This window comes from Bradyrhizobium sp. SZCCHNRI1029, assembly GCF_032487555.1.
Classification (GTDB): Bacteria; Pseudomonadota; Alphaproteobacteria; order Rhizobiales; family Xanthobacteraceae; genus Bradyrhizobium.
The window spans coordinates 178181-198095 of record NZ_JAUEUK010000004.1 but is presented as its reverse complement, the minus strand read 5'-3'; the positions used below and the strand labels follow the sequence as shown (position 1 = coordinate 198095).

General features: G+C 66.8%; 14 protein-coding genes. 5 read left to right on the top strand and 9 right to left on the bottom strand.

Translation table 11 applies throughout. From position 1 onward, the window contains the following. The first annotated feature begins 2 nt into the window (after positions 1 to 2). On the top strand, positions 3 to 2207 hold the full coding sequence (locus QW861_RS13145) for a xanthine dehydrogenase family protein molybdopterin-binding subunit (protein ID WP_315750263.1): 2205 nt from the start codon (positions 3 to 5) through the stop codon (positions 2205 to 2207). Between the two features lie 176 nt (positions 2208 to 2383). Next, positions 2384 to 3277, top strand: a complete 894-nt coding sequence (locus QW861_RS13140) for a DUF3313 domain-containing protein (RefSeq protein ID WP_410052122.1) — start codon at positions 2384 to 2386, stop codon at positions 3275 to 3277. Positions 3278 to 3390: 113 nt separating this feature from the next. Here the strand turns inward: QW861_RS13140 and QW861_RS13135 are convergent, their stop codons facing one another. The 4 genes from QW861_RS13135 to QW861_RS13120 all read right to left on the bottom strand — a co-directional run bounded on the left by QW861_RS13135 (position 3391) and on the right by QW861_RS13120 (position 10026). After that, the gene (locus QW861_RS13135) at positions 3391 to 4665 is read right to left on the bottom strand and encodes a DUF2130 domain-containing protein (protein ID WP_316173035.1); all 1275 of its coding nucleotides are present in this window, start codon (positions 4663 to 4665) and stop codon (positions 3391 to 3393) included. 92 nt (positions 4666 to 4757) lie between these two features. Continuing rightward, entirely contained in the window at positions 4758 to 7835 is a 3078-nt protein-coding gene (locus QW861_RS13130; RefSeq protein WP_316173036.1) for an efflux RND transporter permease subunit, read from the bottom strand. Continuing rightward, on the bottom strand, positions 7832 to 8908 hold the full coding sequence (locus tag QW861_RS13125) for an efflux RND transporter periplasmic adaptor subunit (protein ID WP_316173037.1): 1077 nt from the start codon (positions 8906 to 8908) through the stop codon (positions 7832 to 7834). The genes QW861_RS13130 and QW861_RS13125 overlap by 4 nt, the downstream gene beginning before the upstream one ends. Further along, complete coding sequence (locus tag QW861_RS13120) at positions 8905 to 10026, bottom strand: efflux RND transporter periplasmic adaptor subunit (RefSeq protein ID WP_316173038.1); 1122 nt, start codon at positions 10024 to 10026, stop codon at positions 8905 to 8907. The genes QW861_RS13125 and QW861_RS13120 overlap by 4 nt, the downstream gene beginning before the upstream one ends. 315 nt (positions 10027 to 10341) lie before the next feature. Between QW861_RS13120 and QW861_RS13115 the strand changes: the two genes are divergently transcribed. Continuing rightward, entirely contained in the window at positions 10342 to 10980 is a 639-nt protein-coding gene (locus QW861_RS13115; RefSeq protein ID WP_316173039.1) for a TetR/AcrR family transcriptional regulator, read from the top strand. 310 nt (positions 10981 to 11290) lie between these two features. On the opposite strand, the gene QW861_RS13110 is transcribed toward QW861_RS13115, so the two are convergent. Together QW861_RS13110 and QW861_RS13105 are read right to left on the bottom strand one after the other, a co-directional pair. Further along, positions 11291 to 11590, bottom strand: a complete 300-nt coding sequence (locus QW861_RS13110; RefSeq protein WP_315717796.1) for a hypothetical protein — start codon at positions 11588 to 11590, stop codon at positions 11291 to 11293. Positions 11591 to 12022: 432 nt separating this feature from the next. Then, the gene (locus QW861_RS13105) at positions 12023 to 13207 is read right to left on the bottom strand and encodes a urate hydroxylase PuuD (RefSeq protein ID WP_316193137.1); all 1185 of its coding nucleotides are present in this window, start codon (positions 13205 to 13207) and stop codon (positions 12023 to 12025) included. Between the two features lie 199 nt (positions 13208 to 13406). Here QW861_RS13105 and QW861_RS13100 point away from each other — a divergent pair, with 199 nt between their 5' ends. Beyond that, positions 13407 to 13709 carry a hypothetical protein gene (locus QW861_RS13100; protein WP_316171704.1) on the top strand — a complete coding sequence of 101 codons (303 nt, stop codon included), beginning with the start codon at positions 13407 to 13409 and terminating at the stop codon, positions 13707 to 13709. Between the two features lie 23 nt (positions 13710 to 13732). On the opposite strand, the gene QW861_RS13095 is transcribed toward QW861_RS13100, so the two are convergent. Together QW861_RS13095 and QW861_RS13090 are read right to left on the bottom strand one after the other, a co-directional pair. Then, positions 13733 to 16447 (bottom strand): molybdopterin-dependent oxidoreductase, encoded by a 2715-nt coding sequence (locus tag QW861_RS13095; protein WP_316193136.1) that lies wholly within the window; start codon positions 16445 to 16447, stop codon positions 13733 to 13735. Beyond that, the gene (locus QW861_RS13090; protein ID WP_316171706.1) at positions 16444 to 17268 is read right to left on the bottom strand and encodes an FAD binding domain-containing protein; all 825 of its coding nucleotides are present in this window, start codon (positions 17266 to 17268) and stop codon (positions 16444 to 16446) included. Before QW861_RS13090 ends, QW861_RS13095 begins: the two co-directional genes overlap by 4 nt. 140 nt (positions 17269 to 17408) lie before the next feature. On the opposite strand from QW861_RS13090, the gene QW861_RS13085 reads away from it, so the two are divergent. Next, the gene (locus tag QW861_RS13085; RefSeq protein WP_315717791.1) at positions 17409 to 18755 is read left to right on the top strand and encodes an 8-oxoguanine deaminase; all 1347 of its coding nucleotides are present in this window, start codon (positions 17409 to 17411) and stop codon (positions 18753 to 18755) included. 75 nt (positions 18756 to 18830) lie between these two features. Here the strand turns inward: QW861_RS13085 and QW861_RS13080 are convergent, their stop codons facing one another. After that, positions 18831 to 19910, bottom strand: a complete 1080-nt coding sequence (locus QW861_RS13080; RefSeq protein ID WP_316171707.1) for a BMP family ABC transporter substrate-binding protein — start codon at positions 19908 to 19910, stop codon at positions 18831 to 18833. Positions 19911 to 19915: the final 5 nt, after the last annotated feature.

Below are 19915 nucleotides of genomic sequence, written 5' to 3'. Positions count from 1 at the left end.
TCATGACAGCTCGCATCGGCACAGCCACCTCCCGCATCGACGGCCGCGCCAAGGTCACCGGTGTCGCCAAATATGCCGCCGAGTTCACCGCGCCCGATCTCGCCTTCGGCGTCGTGGTCAATTCCACCATTCCGAAGGGGCGGGTCGTGCGCATCGATACCGGCCGCGCCCTGGCCGTCGACGGCGTCCTCGACGTGCTGACCCACGCCAACCGGGTCAGGATGGCGGACAACGATGACGCATTTCGCGACGAGGTCGCGCCGGAGGACGGCTCGCCCTATCGTCCGCTCTATGACGACCGGGTGCATTTCAACTACCAGCCGGTGGCGCTGGTCGTCGCCGAGGACGAGGACACCGCGCGTTTCGCGGCGACGCTGGTCGCGGTAGAGTATCTGGCCGAGAGCTTCGCGACCGACCTCCATGCGCGGCGCGAGCAGGCTTTCAAGGTCGACAAGCCGCTCAAGCCGCGCGGCGACGCGACAAAGGCGCTTGCCGGCGCAGCCGTGCGTCACGATGCCGACTATGGCGTCCCGATCGAATATCACAACCCGATGGAGCTCTACGCGTCGACAGTGCTCTGGCGCGAGGGCGGCAAGCTCGTGGTCTACGACAAGACCCAGGGCGTGCAGAATGTGCAGCGCTACGTCTGCAGCGTGTTCCAGCTGAAGGAGGACGACGTCCAGGTGATGTCGCCGTTCGTCGGCGGCGCGTTCGGCTCCGGCCTGCGGCCGCAATACCAGGCGGTGCTCGCCGCCATGGCCGCGCTGAAGCTGAAGCGCGCGGTGCGCGTCGTGCTCAGCCGCGCCCAGATGTATGGCCTGTGCTATCGCCCTGCGACGATCGAGCGGCTGGCGCTCGGCGCCCGTGAGGACGGTACGCTGGCGGCGCTGACGCACGAGGCCGTTGCGATGACCTCGCAGCACGAGGCGTTCTCGCGCAACGACATCGGCTGGGGCGATGTGCTCTACACCTCCGCCACTTCGCGCGCGACGCACCGCCTCGCCAAGCTCGACGTGCCGACGCCCGGCGACATGCGCGCTCCCGGCGCCGCCAGTGGCGTCTACGGGCTGGAATGCGCGATGGACGAGCTCGCCGTCGCGCTGAAGATGGATCCTCTCGAATTGCGCCTGCGCTGCTATTGTGTTCGGGATCAGGACAAGGATCTGCCGTTCTCCAGCAAGCGGCTGAAGGAGTGCTATCAGCAGGGCGCCGAGGCGTTCGGCTGGTCGAAGCGCAATCCCGAGCCGCGGTCGATGCGTGACGGCCGAGAACTCGTCGGCTGGGGCATGGCGAGTGGTGCCTGGGAGGCATTGCAGATGCCGTTCGCGACGCGGATCGTGATGACGGCGAATGGACATGTCGAGGTGGCGAGCGCGACCTCCGATATCGGCACCGGCACCTACACGATCATGGCGCAGGTCGCCGCCGACATGCTCGGCGTGCCGCTCGACAGCATCAATGTGAAGCTGGGCGACTCCACGCTGCCCAAGGCGCCGGTGGAGGGAGGTTCGTGGACCGCAGCCTCGATCTCGCATGCGATCGTCAACGCGGCCGATGATATCCGGGCGGAGCTGCTGAAGATCGCGCACACCATCCCGGGCTCGCCGTTGCAGGGGCTCACCGCCGACGAAGTGACGCTCGCCGATGGCGCCATCGTCGCCATTTCCGATCGCAGCCGGTCGTTGGCGATGTCGGACGTGATGCGTCACGGTGGCAAGGACCGCATCGAGAAGGAGCGCGGCTCGGATTTCGAGGACGACGACAAGCACGCCCACAACACCCACTCGGCGGTTTTCGCCGAAGCGAAGGTTGATGAGGAGCTCGGTGTGATCAGGGTGACGCGTATCGTCAATGCCGTCGCCGCCGGGCGCATCCTCAACACCAAGACGGCTTTGAGCCAGATCATGGGCGGGGTCGTCATGGGCATCGGCATGGCGTTGCACGAAGAAGCCCAAATCGACCAGCGGTTCGGGCGCATCATGAACGCCAACATCGCCGAGTATCACATGCCGGTGAATGCCGACGTTCACGATATCAAGGTGATCTTCGTCGACGAGGAGGATCGCATCATCAACAAGATGGGCATCAAGGGCGTCGGCGAGATCGGCATCGTCGGCGTCGCCGCGGCGATCGCCAACGCGGTCTATCACGCCACCGGAAGGCGCATACGGGATTTGCCGATCACGTTGGACAAGCTGGTGGGGTGAACCGTCTTCTCTCGGCCATAATGGCGCCGGAGCGAGCCGCGCTCGCCACACCGTCTCCCTTGTTGGTGCCGTTTCGAAACATCTCTCCATGCTTCCGCCCCACGCCGTCCGAAATCTCGGAGAAGGATGCGCCGCCCGCGAGAGGGCGATCATCGTGGGCGTGAGGCGGGAGAAGCATGGTCGAGATCGACGTCGCGGCTTTCGTGAGATCCTGTACCCCCGCCACCATCCGCCTGATGATGCTGTGCGCGGCGCTCGGCCTGTCGGGCTGCGCCACGGCGCAGATGACGCAGAGCGGCGCGCTCGCATCCTATCAGTCGCTGGCGGAATCGAACGGTCTGCTCGCCAAGTCGCAGCTCAACGTCGACAAGGACAATGTGCTCGCGGCCCAGACCGTGCGTATCATGCCGACATCCTTCTCGGGCCAGGCCGGCGCGGTGCTGACGGACCAGCAGCGGCAGCTCGTCGCCAATGCCGTCGACCGCGCGCTGTGTCTCAACCTGAGCGAACGCTTCACGGTCGTGGCGCCCAATCAGAGGGCCGATCTGACGACGCGCACCTTCATCACCCAGGCGACGCCGACCGATCCGGTCGCCGCCGGTGCGTCGAAGGTCGTGTCGGCCGTGCCGGGCGCGCTCGGCGTTCCCGTTCCGGTGCCGCGGCTGCCGATCGGGCTCGGCAGTCTCACGATCGAGGCTGAAGCGCTCGACCGCAAGGGCCGGCAGCAGGCCGCAATGGTATGGGCGCGCGGCGCCAATTCGTTCACCAACTCGCCGGTGCTGTCGCAGGCCGGCGATGCCTATGATTTGGCAGGTTCGTTCAGCGCTGATTTCGGCCAGATGCTGGTGACCGGCGAGACCCCGTTCGGCAAGGTGCCGAAGCTGCCGTCGATCGAACGGATCAGCGCGGCGCTCGGCGGCAAGCCGAAGAACGCGGCGTGCGAGGCGTTCGGCAGGGATCCCGGGGTCATCGGCATGGTCGCCAACCGTCTGGGCGCACCGCCGGAATGGGTCGACAAGGGCGCTGTGCCAAGGGACGCACAGGCGAGCACGCAGATCGCGAAGCAGTAGCGGTCATCTGCATCCGCATGCCGCCATGGGAATTCGAGACGCGGCCGCGTCGGAAAGCATAAACGCGCTGCGGGTGTTGGCACACCTCGGATCGGGGCGGCGGCCGGTGTGCGCTACTCCGCCGCCTCGCTCTTGCCCTCGATCAGCAGCACGTCGAGGCTCTCGATCTCCTGCATCGCGCGGCCGGCGATGCCCTGCAGGTCGCCATACAGGCCTGCCGTCGAATCCAGCACGCTGCGCAGTTGCTCCTCGCGCTTGGCCCACAGCCGCATCATGGTCTTGCGCTCGCGGTCGAGATCCGACTGCATCTCGGTGAAGCGCTCGACGATGGCGTCGATGCGGTGGCGGAAGCGGGGCCCCGTGAGATAGGCGTAGACCATCTCCATCTTGGTCTGCTGGCCCTCCTGCGCGAGCTTGCTGCAGGCGACGTCGATCAGCGACTGCCGCAGTGCCAGCGACAGTGGCAGCGCGAAGCGCGGCTCGGCGACCCAGACGCCGTCGATCAGGTCGAAGCCGTCGACCCCCTTGGGCAGCGCGCTCGAGACGATCAGCGCGATGTCGGCCTTGGCGGCGCGTAGGTCGTCGCGCAGTTTCACCAGCCAGCCATCGCTCCAGTTCTTGGTGCGCTTGGATTCCCACAGGATCGCGCCGCAGGCCTGGCCACCGGGGCCGACCACGCGATGGATCACGTCGCCGCCGAACTCGCCCTTCGGAACCGGCTCGACCAGGTCGCGGGGAAAGCGCGCGCGCAGTTGTGACTCCAGCTCGATCTCCAGTGCCTCGCCCTGCAGCTGCTGCGAGCCCTGCTCGGCCTTGCGGCGAAGCTCCTCGATCTGGCGCTGCATGCCTGCGATCTGGGTCTCCTTCTCGGCGACCTTGGCCTTCAGAGACTCCTCCGCCTCGAGCCGCGCCTTGTCGCGCACCGCGACGAGATTTTCCTGCACCTTGGTCTCGATGGTGAGATCGAGCTCGCGGCGGGCCTCGTCGAGCTCACGCTGCTTGCGCATCATCTCCGCCTGCGCCTTCTGCGCATCCGCCAGCTTGGCGTCCTTGCTGACGATGGCCTCGTGCAGCTCCGCGAGCTGGCGATCGCGGTTGCCCATCTCGTCGGCCACCGCCTGTCGTGCCTTCTCGGCCTCGGCCTGCGCGATCGCAGCGCGTTCGGCCTTCAGCTTGGTGGCGACCTGCTGGTCGATCGCAGCCTTGGCCTGCGCGATCTGCTCCTGCGCGGCCTTGAGCTGCGCCTCGCGGCGGCCGAAATCGACTTCTTTCGCCTGGAGCTGCCTCTCGAACTGCCGGCGCGTCTCCGCGATCAGGGGCGCTGCGAGCTGCTCGGTCAGCTTGATCTCGGTGCGGCAGGAGGGGCAGACGATCTGAGGATCGGTCATGATTCGCTTCCTTCCATGAAAGCCGAATCTAACCGGCCGCCGCGTGGCGTTTAACCCACGCGAACGGCTTATCCCACGCAATTATCCGCGATTCACGCCCCGTGCGGCGTGGCCTCGGACGTCGCCGTCGTGTCCGGCGCCTTGATGCGGAACCAGGCGACGTAGAGCGCCGGCAGGAACAGCAAGGTCAGCACCGTGCCGACGATGATGCCGCCCATCATCGCATAGGCCATCGGACCCCAGAACACTTCGCGCGCGATCGGGATCAGCGCCAGCGAGGCCGCGGCCGCCGTCAGCATGATCGGCCGCATGCGGTGCTCGGTCGCCTCCATCACGGCCTCCCACGGCGGCCGTCCTTCTTCGCGCAGATGCTCGATCTGCACGATCAGGATCACCGAGTTTCTGATCAGGATGCCGATCAGCGCGAGCACGCCGAGGATGGCGACGAAGCCCAGCGGCGCGCCGCTCGGCAGCAGTGCTGCGACGACGCCGATCAAGGCCAGCGGGGCCACCGCGAACACCAGGAACAGCCGCTGGAAGCTCTGCAGTTGCAGCATCAGGATGGTGGCCATGGTGAACAGCATGATCGGGACGACCGCGATGATCGGCGCCTGGCTCTTGGCGCTCTCCTCGACGCTGCCGCCGGTGACGACCTTGTAGCCGGCCGGAAGCTTGGCGTCGAAGGCCGTGATCGCCGGCTTGAGCTGATCGACCACCGTGTTCGGCTGCACCTGATCGATCACGCTGGCCTTCAAGGTCAGCGTCGGCTGGCGCGAGCGGCGCCAGATCTCCGGCTGCTCGATCTGGTAGCGCAGGGTCGCGAGCGCCGCGAGCGGGATCGACTGGCCGTTGGATCCGGAGAGCTGCAGGTCGCGCAAGGTCTCCAGCGACTGCCGTTCCTTGGCCTGGGCGCGGCCGCGTACGTCGATCAGATAGATGTCGTCGCGCACCTGGGTGATCGAGGTGCCGTCGAGCACGCTGTTCAGCGCATTCGCGATGTCCTCCGAGGTGACGCCGAGCTGGCGCGCCTTGTCCTGCAGCACGTCGACCTTCACGACGCGCGCCGGCTCCATCCAGTCGAAGATGACCGCCCCGAGATGGCTGTTGCCGCGCAGGACGCCGGCCAATTCCTGCGCGATCTCGCGCACTTTGGCGACATCGGGCCCGCTGACGCGATACTGCACCGGGCGGCCGACCGGCGGGCCGATGTCGAGCAGATGCACATAGGCGTCGGTGCCGGGGAACGTCTTGGTCAGATAGGCCTGCAGCTTGGCGCGGGCACGGTCGCGCGCCTCGAGGCTCTTGGTCACGATGATGATCTGGCCGAACGACACGTCGGCCGGCTGCACGTCGAACGACAGCACGAAGCGCTGGGCGCCGGAGCCGACATAGGTCGACCAATGGTCGATGTCGGGATCGCCCTTCAGCGCCTCCTTCTCGAACTGCGCCATCTGCGTGTTGGTCTCGGCGATCGAGGAGTTCTGCGGCAGGTTGAAGTCGATGACGAGCTCATTGCGGTCAGAGGAGGGGAAGAACTGCTGTTGCACGAAGCGCATGCCGAACACCGACAGCCCGAAGATCAGGACCGTGGCGACGATCGTGGTCCAGCGGTTCCGCATGCAGGCATTGAGCATGGCGCGGAAGATCCGGGTCAGCCGGCCGCCCTCGGCATGGTGACTCGGCAAGGTCGCGGGCAGGATGGTGACGCCGAGCAGCGGCGCGAACAGCACGGCCACGATCCAGGACACGACCAGCGACACCGCGATCACGACGAACAGCGTGAAGGTGAACTCGCCGGCGGCGCTGTTGTTGAGGCCGATCGGGATGAAGCCGGCGACCGTGACCAGCGTGCCCGTCAGCATGGGGAAGGCGGTCGAGGTGTAGACGTAGGTTGCGGCCTTGCGCAAGGAGTCGCCGACCTCGAGCCGCGCCACCATCATCTCGACCGCGATCATGGCGTCGTCGACCAAGAGGCCGAGCGCGATGATCAGCGCGCCCAGCGAGATACGTTGCAGCGAGATGCCGGTGTAGGCCATGAACAAGAAGGTGATGGCGAGTACCAGCGGGATAGAGATCGCGACCACGAGGCCGGCGCGGACGCCGAGGCTGACGAAGCTGATCGCGAGCACGATGATCACGGCCTCATACAGCGCCTTGGTGAAGCCGCCGACGGCTTCCTCGACGATCTTGGGCTGGTCCGAGACGAGATGCACGCCGACGCCGACCGGCAGGTCGGCGACGACCTTGGTCATCTCCTCCTTCAGCGCCTCGCCGAAGTCGAGCAGATTGGCGCCGGCCTTCATGCCGATGGCAAGTCCGATCGCCGGCTGGCCGTTGAAGCGGAACAGCGACGTCGGCGGGTCCTCATAGCCGCGGGTGATGGTGGCGACGTCGGTGAGCGGGAAGAAGCGGTCGTTGATGCGCAGGTTGATCGCCTTGAGGCTCTCCTCGGAGGTGAACTGGCCGGAGACGCGTACGGCGACGCGCTCGGGGCCGGCCTGCAGCACGCCGGACGGCGACACCGCATTCTGCGCCTGCAGCGCGTTGAGGATGGTGCGCTGGTCGATGCCGAGCGCGGCCACCTTGCGCGGCGAGAATTCGAGATAGATCACCTCGTTCTGCGCGCCGACGATGTCGACCCGGCCGACATTGGGCACGGTCAGCACCTTGGCGCGGACCTCCTCGACGCGGTCGCGCAGCTGGCGCTGGCTGAGGCCGTCGCTGGTGAAGGCGTAGATGTTGCCGAACACGTCACCGAAGCGGTCGTTGAATCCCGGCCCGACGACGCCGGACGGGAAGTCGCCCCTGATGTCGTTGATCAGGTTGCGCACCTGCAGCCAGGTCGGGACGACGTCGCGTGCCTTGGTGGTGTCGCGCAGATTGACGAACACGGTGGTCTGGCCGGGCACCGTCAGGCTCTTGGTGTAGTCGAGCGCCGGCAGCTCCTCCAGCTTCTTCTCGATGCGGTCGGTGACTTGCCGCGTCATCTCCTCGGCGGAGGCGCCGGGCCATTTGGCCTGGATCAGCATCGTCTTGATCGTGAAGGACGGATCCTCCTCGCGGCCGAGATGCACGTAGGAGAAGAGGCCCGCGGCCATGAAGGCGATCATGAAATACCAGACGAGCGAGCGGTGCTCGAGCGCCCAGTCGGAGAGGTTGAAGGACTTCACGGCTGAGATTCCTGATCGATGCGGACGGACTGGCCATCCTTGAGACTGTGCACGCCGGCGGTGACGACGCGCTGCCCGGCTTCGAGGCCGCCGGTGACGCGGACGCTGCCGTCCTCGTTGCGGGCGATCGTGATTTCCTGCCGCTTCACCGTCTTGCTGGTAGCGTCGACCAGCCAGACGAAGCTCTTGTCGTTCTGCTCGAGCACAGCCGAGCGCGGCAGCCGGATGACGGTCTTCTGCTCGATATCGAGCGAGGCGGTCACCGTGGTGCCGAGCCGCATGATCTCGGGCGGATTGTCGAGCGTGATGCGGATGCGGCGCGTGCGCGTGGTGGCGTCGGCGCGCGGCGCGATCTCGCGCACCTTGCCGGCGGCGCTGACGCTGGGATCGACCTGTAGCCGCACGGTGAACGGCGTGCCGGCCTGCAAGGCCCCGGCGATGTCGTCGCCGACATCGATGACGGCTTCGCGGATGTCGGGCCGCGCGACGGTGACGACGCTCACGCCCGGCGAGACGACCTGTCCGACTTCCGCGCCGACCGCGGTGACGATGCCGGCGAAATCCGCCTTGAGCTGGGCGTAGCCGAGCTGCTCACGCGCCTTGGCGAGATTGGACTGCGCCTTGACGACGGAGGCCTGGGCGGCTGCGCGCGACTGCTCCGCGCTCTCCAAGGTCGCCTTGGTGGTGGCGTCGGTTTCCAGCAAGGTCCGCTGCCGGCCCTCGGTGCCGGTCGCATTGGTCAGTTGCGCCTGGCTGCGCGAGACCTCGGCGGCCGAGGCACGCACGGCGAGCTCGAGCGCGGCGGGATCGATCGCCGCGACGACCTGGTCCTGCTTGACCATGTCGCCGATATAGACGGGCCGTGCGATCAGCCGTCCGAGCACGCGGAAACTGAGATCGGCCTTGTAGCGCGGCTCGATCGTGCCGGTGACGGCCGAGCCGTTGGCCGCCTGCGGCTCGATCTTCATCGACAGCACCGGCCGGACCGGCTCGGGAGCGGCGGCCTTTTCGTTGCAGCCGGCGAGCAGAGCGAGCGCGCCGAGCGGAAGAACACAACGCATGGGCGTCATCACGACCGCTTCTCCTCGTTGAATACGATCTGTTGGCCGACGCTGAGCAGCTTGCCGCCATCGGTCACGACGCGGTCACCCGGTTGCAGCCCGGCCGACACCACGATCGCGCCGGTCTCGTAGTCCTCGATCGTGATCGGCTTCAGCGACACGGTCTTGTCGGCGGCATCGACCAGCCACACCGCCGGCGTCTTGCCGGCCGCGGTGAGCGCGCTCCAGGGCAGCACGATGCGTTGCTCCGGCTTGATGAAGCCGGTGACGCTGACGGCGCTGCCGAGGATCATCTCGGGCGGCGGATTTTCGATTGCCATCTTGACACGGACGGTCCCGGATTTGGGATCGATGGTCGGCGAGACTTCGCGCACTTGACCCTTGGCCGTCACCGAGGGATCCGAGAGCAGCGCAATCGCGGCCTTGGTGCCGTCGAACTTCAACGACAGCGCCGCCTCGTAGACGTCGACCACGGCATCGCGATCGCCGTCACGCGCGAGCGTGAACACGGACTGCGCCGCCTGTGCCACCTGGCCGACCTCGATATTGCGCGCGGTGATCGTGCCGTCGGCGTCGGCGCGCAACTCGGTGAAGGTCAGCGCGTCCTTGGCGGTGTCGCGCTGGGCCTTGGCGGATTCCAGCGAGCCTTCCGCCGTCCGCAGCGTCTCCTGGGCCTGGTCGAAGGTCGCGCGCGTCGTGAAGCCGCTGGAGAGCAGCGTCTGCTGCCGATTGAAGTTGGAGGTCGCGACCTTCACCTGCGACTCCGCGGCGGTCACGGCGGCCTCGGCGGAATCCAGGTCGGCCTGCTGCTCGGCCGGATCGATCCTGGCGAGCAACTGTCCGGCCTTGACGTGCGCGCCGACCTCGACGAGCCGCTCCGTGACGCGGCCGCTGACCCTGAACGACAGGTCGGCGAGCACGCGCGCCTGGACGTCGCCGGTCAGCGTGATTGATTGCCGGCGCTCCGACAGCTTGACGACCTCGGTTCGCACCAGCCGGGACGGCGGTGCGGTTGCGGCCGTTTTCTGCTCGCAGCCGGCCAGCAGCAGGCCGACGGCAGCACAGCCGGCCGCGGCCAGCAGGCGTGAGCCCGGCGCCCGAAGGAAGGGGAATCCTGTGATTGGAGACATGGTCGTATCTTCGGCCCGGTTGGGTGGTGGCGATCATTCCCGTCCTGCCGCGCAAGCACGCAAGGACAGGAAAGCGCCTGTTGGTCGTCAGCAGCGCCGCAGAATCCGCGCAGCGCCCGCCGTTGCAGGCAAGGTTCACGCGAAAGTTGAACACCATCCTCTTGACAGTGCGTGAATTAGACAATCAAATCTAGAATATTTCGTCTAGTAACATTCTCGTGGCGGTTTCGAATTCCCCCTGTGTGGGTTGCCGGGCGCTCCCGTTGGGACATCGGCCATCGCTGCCGCCGCGGTGAGCCAAGGCATGACGCGAACGTGCGACGCAAAGCTGCGACCGACCTGAATGACCCCGCGCGCACGACATCACGTGCGCCGCGCCAGGCGCGGGGCCGTGAGCGGCGCGAGCAGCTGCTCGACGCCGCAGCCGCCATCATCGCCGAGTCCGGGATTGGTGCCGTCAGCATGCATGCCGCGGCCCAGCGCGCCGGCGCCTCGATCGGCTCGGTCTATCACTTCTTCCGTGACAAGGATCAGATGCTGGATGTGCTCGCCGAACGTCACGATGCCGAGCTGCAGCCGGCATTCGATCGCGTGCTGCAGCGGAGCGATGCGGAATGGGCAGCGTTGGCGCCCGCCGAGGTCATCGAGCAACTGATCGGCTGGGCGATCCGCTACTTCGTCCGCCACCCCGATGCGCTGGCGACGCTCGATCTGCACGACCAGACCGTGCATGCCGAGTTCAGGGCCGTCATCGACCGCGTCATGCGCGCCAGGCTTGGCGACGAACTGGGCAAACAGGCGGCCACTACGCTCGATGCCGTCGTGCTCGGCACCCTGCTGTTCACGCGCGAGCAGGATCCGCGCAGTCGCGACGTCGTGGTCGCCGCGTTGCCGGAGATGATGGCTACCTATCTGAACGCTCTCGAGGCGAAGCGGAAGCGGACGAAGGCATGAGGTACAGGCGGCGTATCGATGCGATCAGGGCGGCTATCTGAACGGCCACGCGCTGCTCTTCCGATGCATCGCCACTGTGCGCGGCGTCGCCGTGTCCGCGATCGGCTGGGCCGGAAGGACGATCTGGTCGTCGACGTTCCAACGGTCGAGCTCGTAGCGCCATTTGCCATTCTCCGATGTGCGATAATCGCAGTCCTTCAGCGCGCGATCGCGAGACGGTGGATCGATGACCGTAGACGTCGTTCGGCGCTGGCGACGATGCTGACGATCAGGCGGAACGACGAGGCCGGCGCGGACGTACGCATCCCGCTCATCGCACGGGGCCCGCCGGCGACGGCGTGTCGACATGATCCATCGTCGTCATCGACACCGGCTGCGGCTCGTCGATGAGAGCGGAGCGATCGCGACGACGTGCCAGACGCCGCTCGCTGCTCCGGTCGCGCCTGATGGCGATCCCTTCGACCAGCCGGGCCACGACGCCGACCACGGCAAAGCTCAAGAGCAGCGAGATGCACAGCAGCCCCAGATAGAGCTTCAGCACCGAGCTTGCGAAGCAGGCAAGCGCGATGAGCGCGACAATGGCCAGCCGGCCTTTGACGGAGATCGACATGATGGGGCGTTTCGCTGGTAGCTGATTGTGGGCGCCACTCTAGCGCCATGTTTTCTGCCGCCAAGCCGCGTCCCAATGGGTGGTAAATTTTGCCGCAAGGTCATGACGACAATCGGATGTGCTCCAGCTCAATCGTCGTCGCACGCGTCGCAGTTCAACTCCGCGTTGCGAAGATCCGGTTGTCCTTGTGCCGGCTTCGCGCATTCGTCGTGGGGAACCGAAGCGAGCATCCATCGTCGCCGAGGTCCGGCCTTCCCTGCGCCCTCTCGTTACGATGAGGGCCGAGATATCGCACGATCCGGGCGCATCGCGTCGCGGCAACGCGAAGCCGCGTCATCTCTCCGAGTAACGGATCAAATGCGTTTCTGCGCATCAGTACCCGACGAGACCGGCTGTTTGAGATGGCCAGCAAGACGATCGGCAGACGTGCTGCTACTGCGCGCTGGCCCACGCCGCAAGCACGGCGCGCTCCTCGCCGGTGATCTCGGTGATGTTGCCGGGCGGCATCGCGTTGGACCAGGCGGCGTTGCGCGCGATCAGCCGCGCATTGCGCTGGATGTGCTCGGCGGTGTCGAGCCGCACGCCCCGGGGCGCGCTGACGATGCCGTCCCACACCGGCTCGGCGGCATGGCACATGCTGCAGCGGGAGGTCACGATCTCCTCGACCTGCGCGAAACTCGGCTGTGCCGTTGCGGCGACCTTGGCGTCGCGTGGGCCGGCCGCGGACAGCAGCAGGATGCCGATCATGCCGGCGGCGGCCACGCCCCACACCCACCATGGCGACGGGTTGCCCTTGTGACGCTCGTTGAAGAAATGCCGGATGACGGGTCCGAGCGCGACCACGATGGCGACGATCACCCAATTGTAGCGGGTGCCGAACAAGAGCGGATAGTGATTGCTGATCATCAGCACCACCACCGGCAGGGTCAGATAGTTGTTGTGGACCGAGCGCTCCTTGCCGGCCTTGCCAAGCTTGGGATCCGGCGACTCGCCGGCGAGCAGCGCGGCGACGATCTTCTTCTGGTTGGGGATGATCACCGCGAACACGTTGGCGACCATGATGGTGCCGATGATGGCGCCGATCTGGTTGAAGGCGCCGCGGCCGCTCAGCACGTGGGTGAAGGCGTAGGTGAGCGCGACGAGGAAGATGTAGCCGCCGATCGCGAATGGCAGTTCGTGCCGGGCAAGGCCGCTGCGGCAGGCGGCCTCGTAGAGCAGCCACGCCAGCGCCAGCGAGCCGAAGCTGAACAGGCCGGCCTGAAGGGGCGTGAGATCGAGGATCGACTTGTCCACCAGGAACAGGTCGGCGTTGAGATAGTACACCACGATCATCAGCACGAAGCCGGACAGCCAAGTGGTGTAGGCCTCCCATTTGAACCAGGTCAGCTCGCTCGGCATCTGCGCCGGGGCCACCAGATATTTGACGATGTGGTAGAAGCCGCCGCCATGCACCTGCCAGGCCTCGCCCATCACGCCGGTCGGCAGGCCCTCGCGCGGTCTCAGGCCGAGGTCGAGCGCGATGAAGTAGAACGAGCTGCCGATCCAGGCGACGGCGGCGATCACGTGCAGCCAGCGGAAGATCAGGCTCAGCCATTCCGATATGATCGAAGCCCACATCGTGCGCTCATCTCCTTCGACAGGGCAAGTCCAGAGCCGAGTGCCGGCGTCTCATCTGTGGCATCGATCGCATCTGATTTCCAGCGCGTCGCTGTGGCAGTCAGTGCACAACAGATTAGCTGTCATGCGCGCGTGATGCGGTGGACTCCGGCGGCGCGATTGCGTCCAATGTGGCGGTCTGACAAGCGGGACGGGCGGAATGACGAGACTGGTTCTGATCATGCTGGTGTTGGGACAGTTCGCTGGTGTGCCTCTGGCGGCGGCGCAGACCGCACCCAAGCAGAGCACGGCCAAGCGCGCCGATGCCTGCGCGCCGATCGGACGAACCGAGGACGGCAAGCTGGTCTATGCGATGAAATGCGAGAGCATCCCCAAGCCGGTCGCTCCCGTCGCCCCGCCACAGGCGGCCGCCCAGCCGTCGGAGCCGGCTGCGGAACCGGAGCCCGAGACCCAGCGGAGCGGCCTGTTCGGTTGGTCGTACGATCGCCGACCCAAGCCATAGCGCAGCCGTTTCCCCAGACCGCCTCATTCACCGAATTTCTCCTGCAACTGCGGAAGCAGCCGGTCCGGCTTGAACGGCACGGCCGTGAAGCGGATGCCGGTCGCGGCGCGCAGCGCGTTGCCGAGCGCGGCGGCGACCGGATTATAGGGGCTCTCGCTCATCGACTTCGCCCCCAATGGGCCGATCGTGTCGTGGGTGTCGGCAAACAGCACCTCGGTGCGCGGCACGTCGGCATAGGACGGCAGGTGATAGTCGCGGAAGCGCGGATTGATCACGCGGCCCGTGTCGTCGATCACGATCTCCTCGTACAGCGCGGCACCGAGCGCTTGGGCCACGCCGCCCTCGACCTGGCCGCGGCACTGCATCGGATTGGCGACCCGGCCGGCATCCGCGGCCTGCACGCTCTTGAGGATCCTGACCTCGCCGGTCCCCTTGTTCACAGCGACGCGAAAACCCTGGACGTTGAACGCGACCGAGCGCGGCGTGCCCTGCGAACTGCCGCTCGCGGTGAGCGGCGATCCGCTGGCGTTCGCGAGCTCGGCGAAAGCGAGACGGTGTGCGCCGCAGGTGATTGCATCATCGGCGATCACGCAGGCGCCGGGAGCGACGTTCCACCTGTCGGCAGCGAACCGCTTGATCGTCTCGGCCAGCGCCTCGGCCGCAGCCTGGGTCGCGCGTCCCGCGACGAAGGTGCCTGTCGAGCCATAGGCGCCGGTGTCGTGGCCGCCATGCGCCGTGTCGGACTGCTTCAGCGTGATGCGATCGACGGTGGTGCCGAGCACGGTCGCGGCGATCTGGCGATGGACGGTGCTGGTGCCGTTGCCGAATTCGGCGGTGCCGACGGTGAGCACGAAGCCGCCGTCGTCGCGCAGGCTGACGGTGGCATCGGCGATATGGCCATCGGGCGGCACGGTGTCGATCATCGTCAGCGCGATGCCATCGCCCTTCAGCCACTCGGCCGCCAGCTCCGGCGTCGGCGTGGCCTCGGCCATCGCGCGCTCGACCAGATCAAGGCACTGGTCGAGCCCGTAGGAGCCGTACAGCACGTCGCTGGGCTCCGATGCCGGCGGCGCCAGCATGGCATCGCCCAGCCTGACGATGTTGCGGCGTCGCATCTCGAAAGCGTCGATGCCGAGCTGCCGCGCGAGCTCGTCGATCGCGGCTTCGACCGCGAAGGTGGTTTGCGGCAGGCCGTAGCCCCGATAGGCGCCGGCCGGCACCGTGTTGGTGTAGACGGCGAGGCCGTCGACCTTCTTGTTGGGACAATTGTAGACCGAGATCGACTCGGCGCAGGCATGGAACAGCACGGGCCCGGCATGATTGCCGTAGGCGCCGGTGTTGGAAAGAACATCGAGCTGCAGCGCGGTCAGCTTGCCATCCTTGTCGGCGCCGGCCTTGACCGTGACGCGCATCGGATGCCGCGTCGAGGTCGCGATGAACTGCTCCTCTCTGGTGAATTCGAGCTTCACGGGGCGCTTTGTCTTCAGCGCGGCGAGCGCGAGGATGTCCTCGACGAACATCTCCTGCTTGCCGCCGAAGCCGCCGCCGACGCGCTCGCAGAACACGCGGACATTATCGGGCGCGAGGTCGAAGATCTCGCACAGCGCCCGTTTAGTCAGGAACGGCACCTGCGTGCTGGAACGGACGGTGAGCACGCCCTTCTCGTCGAGCCAAGCGAGACCGCCGTGCGTTTCCAGCGCCGCATGCTGCACGCGCTGGGTGGTGAAGGTGCCTTCATAGGTCGCGGCGGCGGACGCGAGCGCGGCGGCGACGTCGCCGAACTCGCCATGGGTCTCGGCGACGATGTTGCGGGCGACGTCCGCGATGCGATGCGCGCTGCCACGGCCGGCGTGAATGACCGGCGCGCCGGGCTCGATCGCGTCAGCGGGATCGACCACGGCAGGCAGGATCTCGTAGTCGACGACGAGACACCGACAGGCCTTTTCGGCCGCTGCCTCGGTCTCGGCGACGACGGCCGCGACCTTCTGGCCGATGAAGCGCACGAGATCGTCGAGCACGCGGGTGTCGGCCGGATCCATCCACGCCTGCTCATGGCGCGCGGTGGAGAACAGCGCCGCCGGCGCATCCTCGTGCGTCAGCACCGCATGCACGCCGGGCACGGCCAGCGCAGCCCTCTTGTCGATGCCGACGATGCGCGCATGCGCGTGCGGCGAGCGCGCGAGCTTGACGTGCAGCAGGCCTTCGACCGTCGTGTCGAAGGTATAGCGCGCCCGGCCGCGTACGACGTCGGGGCCGGCGGGGGCGGGCAGGCTGCGTCCGAAGGCTTCGCCGGCTGTGACCTGCTCGACATGAACGTGGCCGAGCAGCGCGTCCTCGATGGCGCGATAGCCGGTGCAGCGGCATAGATTGCCCTTCAGCGCCGCGCCGAGATCCTTCTTCTGCGCCTGGTTCAACGAGGCGCAGGTGACGATCATGCCGGCGGTGCAGAAGCCGCATTGGAACGCCTGCGCATCGAGGAAGGCCTGCTGCATCGGATGCAGGCCGTCATCGGTCGCGAGGCCTTCGACAGTCGTGACCGCCTTGCCATCGGCACGAAAGGCAGGGATCAGGCAGCTATGCACCGGTTCGCCGTCGAGCAGCACAGTGCAGGCACCGCAATCGCCGGCGTCGCAGCCCTTCTTGACGCCGAAATGGCCGGTGTCGCGCAGAAAGGTCCGCAGGCATTGCCCGGGGCGCGGGGCAGCATCGACCTCCTTGCCATCCACGATCACGCTCATGGCCTGAAGCCCGCGAACTCGGCGCGGATCTCCTCGGCGAGGCGCAGAGTCATCGCCTTGCGCCAGGCGGGCTTGCCATGAACATCATCATGATACGACGCGTCTGGGATGCTGCCGAGAATGCCGGCGCGCAATTCGGTTGGGTCGGGCATCGTGGCGAAGCGCAGCTGCTGCGGCTTGATCGTCGATCCGGTTACCGTGAGCAGCAGGTCGCCGCTGCGGCCCGAGGTGCCGATCAGCAGCGCGCCGGAGCGTCCGACCGGTGTGAGGGCGATCTGGCGGAAGGCAGTGCGGCGCTTGAGCGCGGCCAGCGGAACGTCGATCTGGCGCAGCAGATCTCCAGGCGCGAGCACGTTGCTGTTGTTTCCGGTGACGAAGTCGGTGACCTGGATGCGCTGCTCGCTGCCGTCGTTCTTCCAGATCGTGCAGACGCCCTCGAGCGCGGCGAGCAGCGAGATCATCGGCCCGGCCGGCAGCGACATGCAGAGATTGCCGCCCACGGTCGCCGTCTTCCAGATCTTGAACGAAGCGAGGAACGCGCGGCAGCATCGATCGATCAGCGGCGCCGCGATCCACTCGGCCGGGCAGGGCAGCGCGTCCAGATCGGCGACGCTGCAGGTCGCGGCGATGCACAGGCCCTGATCGCTGATGCTGAGAGACGGCCAGGCGAGATCGCTGAGATCGATCAGCCGCGACAGGCGCGGCTGCGGTTCCGAGAAAAGCCACGTGCCGCCGGCCAGCCAGGCATCGCCTGCCTGCCAGCTGGGCAGTTCGGCCCGCGTCCTCGGGCGCACGACCGCCGTGATGGTGTTCAGATCCATGGTGAAGCCAGCTCGTGGGCGCAGCCTATCGCGGGTGGAATCCTTGCAAGACCAGCGCCAACTGGCAATAGGATGACGCTGGCCTTCCGCTTGCAAGTTACCGGCACATGCAAACGCCCAATCACCGAGACGAGGCAGCCATGAGCACGACGCCGATCTGGATCAAGGACCCGCTCGCCATTCTCGCCGAGGGTGCTGCGCGCGGTGTCGTCGTCAAGGACGGCCGCATCGCCGAGCTGGTGCCTGCCGGGGCCGAGCCGGCCACCGCTGATGCGGCGATCTATGATGCCAGCGGGCATGTCGTGATCCCCGGGCTGATCAACACCCATCATCACTTCTACCAGACGCTGACGCGCGCGCTGCCGGCTGCGATGGACCGCGAGCTGTTCCCCTGGCTGAAGGCGCTCTATCCGATCTGGGCGAAGCTGACGCCGGAGGCACTGGATGCGGCGGTCACGGTTGCGATGGCCGAGCTGATGCTGTCCGGCTGCACGACGACGACCGATCATCACTACGTGTTTCCGGCCGGCCTCGAGGACGCGGTCGGCATCGAGGTGGCGGCTGCGAAGCGGCTGGGCATTCGAGTGCTATTGACCCGCGGCTCGATGAACCTGTCCGAGCGCGACGGCGGACTGCCGCCGGACAGTGTGGTGCAGGACGAGGATACGATCCTCGCCGACAGCGAGCGCGTGGTCGCGACCTATCACGAGCGCGGGCCGGATGCGATGGTGCAGATCGCGCTGGCGCCATGCTCGCCGTTTTCGGTCACGGGATCGCTGATGCAGAAGACGGCCGATCTCGCCGACAAGCTCGACGTGCGGCTGCATACCCATCTCGCGGAGACCGAGGACGAGAACCGCTTCTGCGAGGCGATGTTCGGCTGCCGTCCGCTCGACTATCTGGAGAAGCATGGCTGGCTCGGACCGCGAACCTGGCTGGCGCACGGCATCTTCTTCAATGCCGAGGAGATGAAACGGCTCGGCAAGGCCAAGACCGCGATCACTCACTGCGCCTGCTCGAACCAGTTGCTCGCATCCGGCTGCTGCCCGGTGTGCGAGATGGAGGAGGCGGGCGTCGGGATCGGCCTCGGCGTCGACGGCTCGGCGTCGAACGACGGCTCAAACCTGATGCAGGAGGTGCGTGCCGCGTTCCTGCTGCAGCGGGCGCGCTACGGCGTTGGCCGGATCAGCCACAAGGATGCGCTGCGCTGGGCGACGAAGGGCTCGGCCGCCTGCGTCGGCCGGCCGGAGCTCGGCGAGATCGCGGTCGGCAAGGCCGCCGACCTCGCGCTGTTCAAGCTCGACGAGCTGCGCTTCTCGGGTTCAGGGGATCCGATCGCGGCGCTGGTGCTGTGCGGTGCGCATCGCGCCGATCGCGTGATGGTCGGCGGAAGATGGACCGTGATCGACGGTGCCATTCCGGGGCTGGACGTCGGCGGGCTGATCGATCGGCACAGCGCGGCCGCCAAGGCCATGCGGGGAGGGTGAAGCGCGCAGCGTTGGAAAATATCCGCTTGAGAACTCCCCCCGACGTGTGGGGGGAGTTCTTGCCGGGTGCTGCGTCTACTTGCCCGGCACCTTGTCGTCGACGCCCTTGACGTAGAAGTTCATGCCGAGGATCTGGCCGTCGGCGAGATGGTCGCCGCCCTTGCACTCGATCTCCTTGCCGTCCTGGCCGAGCACCGGGCACTTGAACGGGTGCAGCTTGCCGGCGGTGATCGCGGCCTGGGTCTCCTCGGCCAGCTTCTTCACGTCATCGGGCATGTTGGTATAGGGCGCCATCTCGAACATCTTGGAATCGAGGCCGCCCCAGGTGTCCTCCGACTTCCAGGTGCCGTCGAGCTCGGCCTTGACGCGCGCGATGTAGTAGGGGCCCCAGGTGTCGAGGATCGAGGTGAGCTGCGCCTTGGGGCCGAACTTGATCATTTCGGAGTCCTGGCCGAAGGCGAGCTTGCCGCGCTCGGCTGCGATCTGCATGGCAGCCGGGCTGTCGGTGTGCTGCATGATGATGTCGGCGCCCTGGTCGATCAGTGCCTTGGCGGCGTCGGCTTCCTTGCCCGGGTCGAACCAGGTGTTGGCCCAGATGATCTTGACCTTGATGTTCGGATTGACCGTCTGCGCGCCGATGATGGTGGCGTTGATGCCCGAAATGACCTCCGGGATCGGGAACGAGCCGATATAGCCGAGCACGCCGGCCTTCGACATCTTGCCGGCGATGATGCCCTGGATGTAGCGGCCCTGATACCAGCGCGCCGAATAGGTCGACATGTTCTTGTCGCGCTTGTAGCCCGTGGCGTGCTCGAAATGCACGTTGGGATACTTCTTGGCGACCTTCAGGGTCGGATCCATGTAGCCGAACGAGGTCGTGAAGATCAGCTTGTTGCCGGCGCGGACCAACTGCTCGATGGCGCGCTCGGCGTCCGGGCCTTCCGGTACGTTCTCCAGATAGGTCGTCTCGATCTTGTCACCGAGCTCCTTCACCAACGCCTGGCGCGCGAGCTCATGCTGATAGGTCCAGCCGAGGTCACCGATCGGCCCGAGATAGATGAAGCCGACCTTCAGCTTGTCGGCGGCGTGCGCCACGCCGGCGACGCTTCCCGCCAGCACCAGCGCGGCGGCAGCCCCCAGAAGCCTTTTCATCATCGTCC

What these genes read in the sequence shown, in the direction of transcription:
- QW861_RS13135 (WP_316173035.1), bottom strand. Translation starts at nt 4,665, where the DNA reads ATGACCGATCCTCAGATCGTCTGCCCCTCCTGCCGCACCGAGATCAAG.
- QW861_RS13105 (WP_316193137.1), bottom strand. Translation starts at nt 13,207, where the DNA reads ATGTGGGCTTCGATCATATCGGAATGGCTGAGCCTGATCTTCCGCTGG.
- QW861_RS13085 (WP_315717791.1), top strand. Translation starts at nt 17,409, where the DNA reads ATGAGCACGACGCCGATCTGGATCAAGGACCCGCTCGCCATTCTCGCC.
- QW861_RS13095 (WP_316193136.1), bottom strand. Translation starts at nt 16,447, where the DNA reads ATGAGCGTGATCGTGGATGGCAAGGAGGTCGATGCTGCCCCGCGCCCC.
- QW861_RS13090 (WP_316171706.1), bottom strand. Translation starts at nt 17,268, where the DNA reads ATGGATCTGAACACCATCACGGCGGTCGTGCGCCCGAGGACGCGGGCC.
- QW861_RS13120 (WP_316173038.1), bottom strand. Translation starts at nt 10,026, where the DNA reads ATGTCTCCAATCACAGGATTCCCCTTCCTTCGGGCGCCGGGCTCACGC.
- QW861_RS13100 (WP_316171704.1), top strand. Translation starts at nt 13,407, where the DNA reads ATGACGAGACTGGTTCTGATCATGCTGGTGTTGGGACAGTTCGCTGGT.
- QW861_RS13110 (WP_315717796.1), bottom strand. Translation starts at nt 11,590, where the DNA reads ATGTCGATCTCCGTCAAAGGCCGGCTGGCCATTGTCGCGCTCATCGCG.
- QW861_RS13080 (WP_316171707.1), bottom strand. Translation starts at nt 19,910, where the DNA reads ATGATGAAAAGGCTTCTGGGGGCTGCCGCCGCGCTGGTGCTGGCGGGA.
- QW861_RS13145 (WP_315750263.1), top strand. Translation starts at nt 3, where the DNA reads ATGACAGCTCGCATCGGCACAGCCACCTCCCGCATCGACGGCCGCGCC.
- QW861_RS13140 (WP_410052122.1), top strand. Translation starts at nt 2,384, where the DNA reads ATGGTCGAGATCGACGTCGCGGCTTTCGTGAGATCCTGTACCCCCGCC.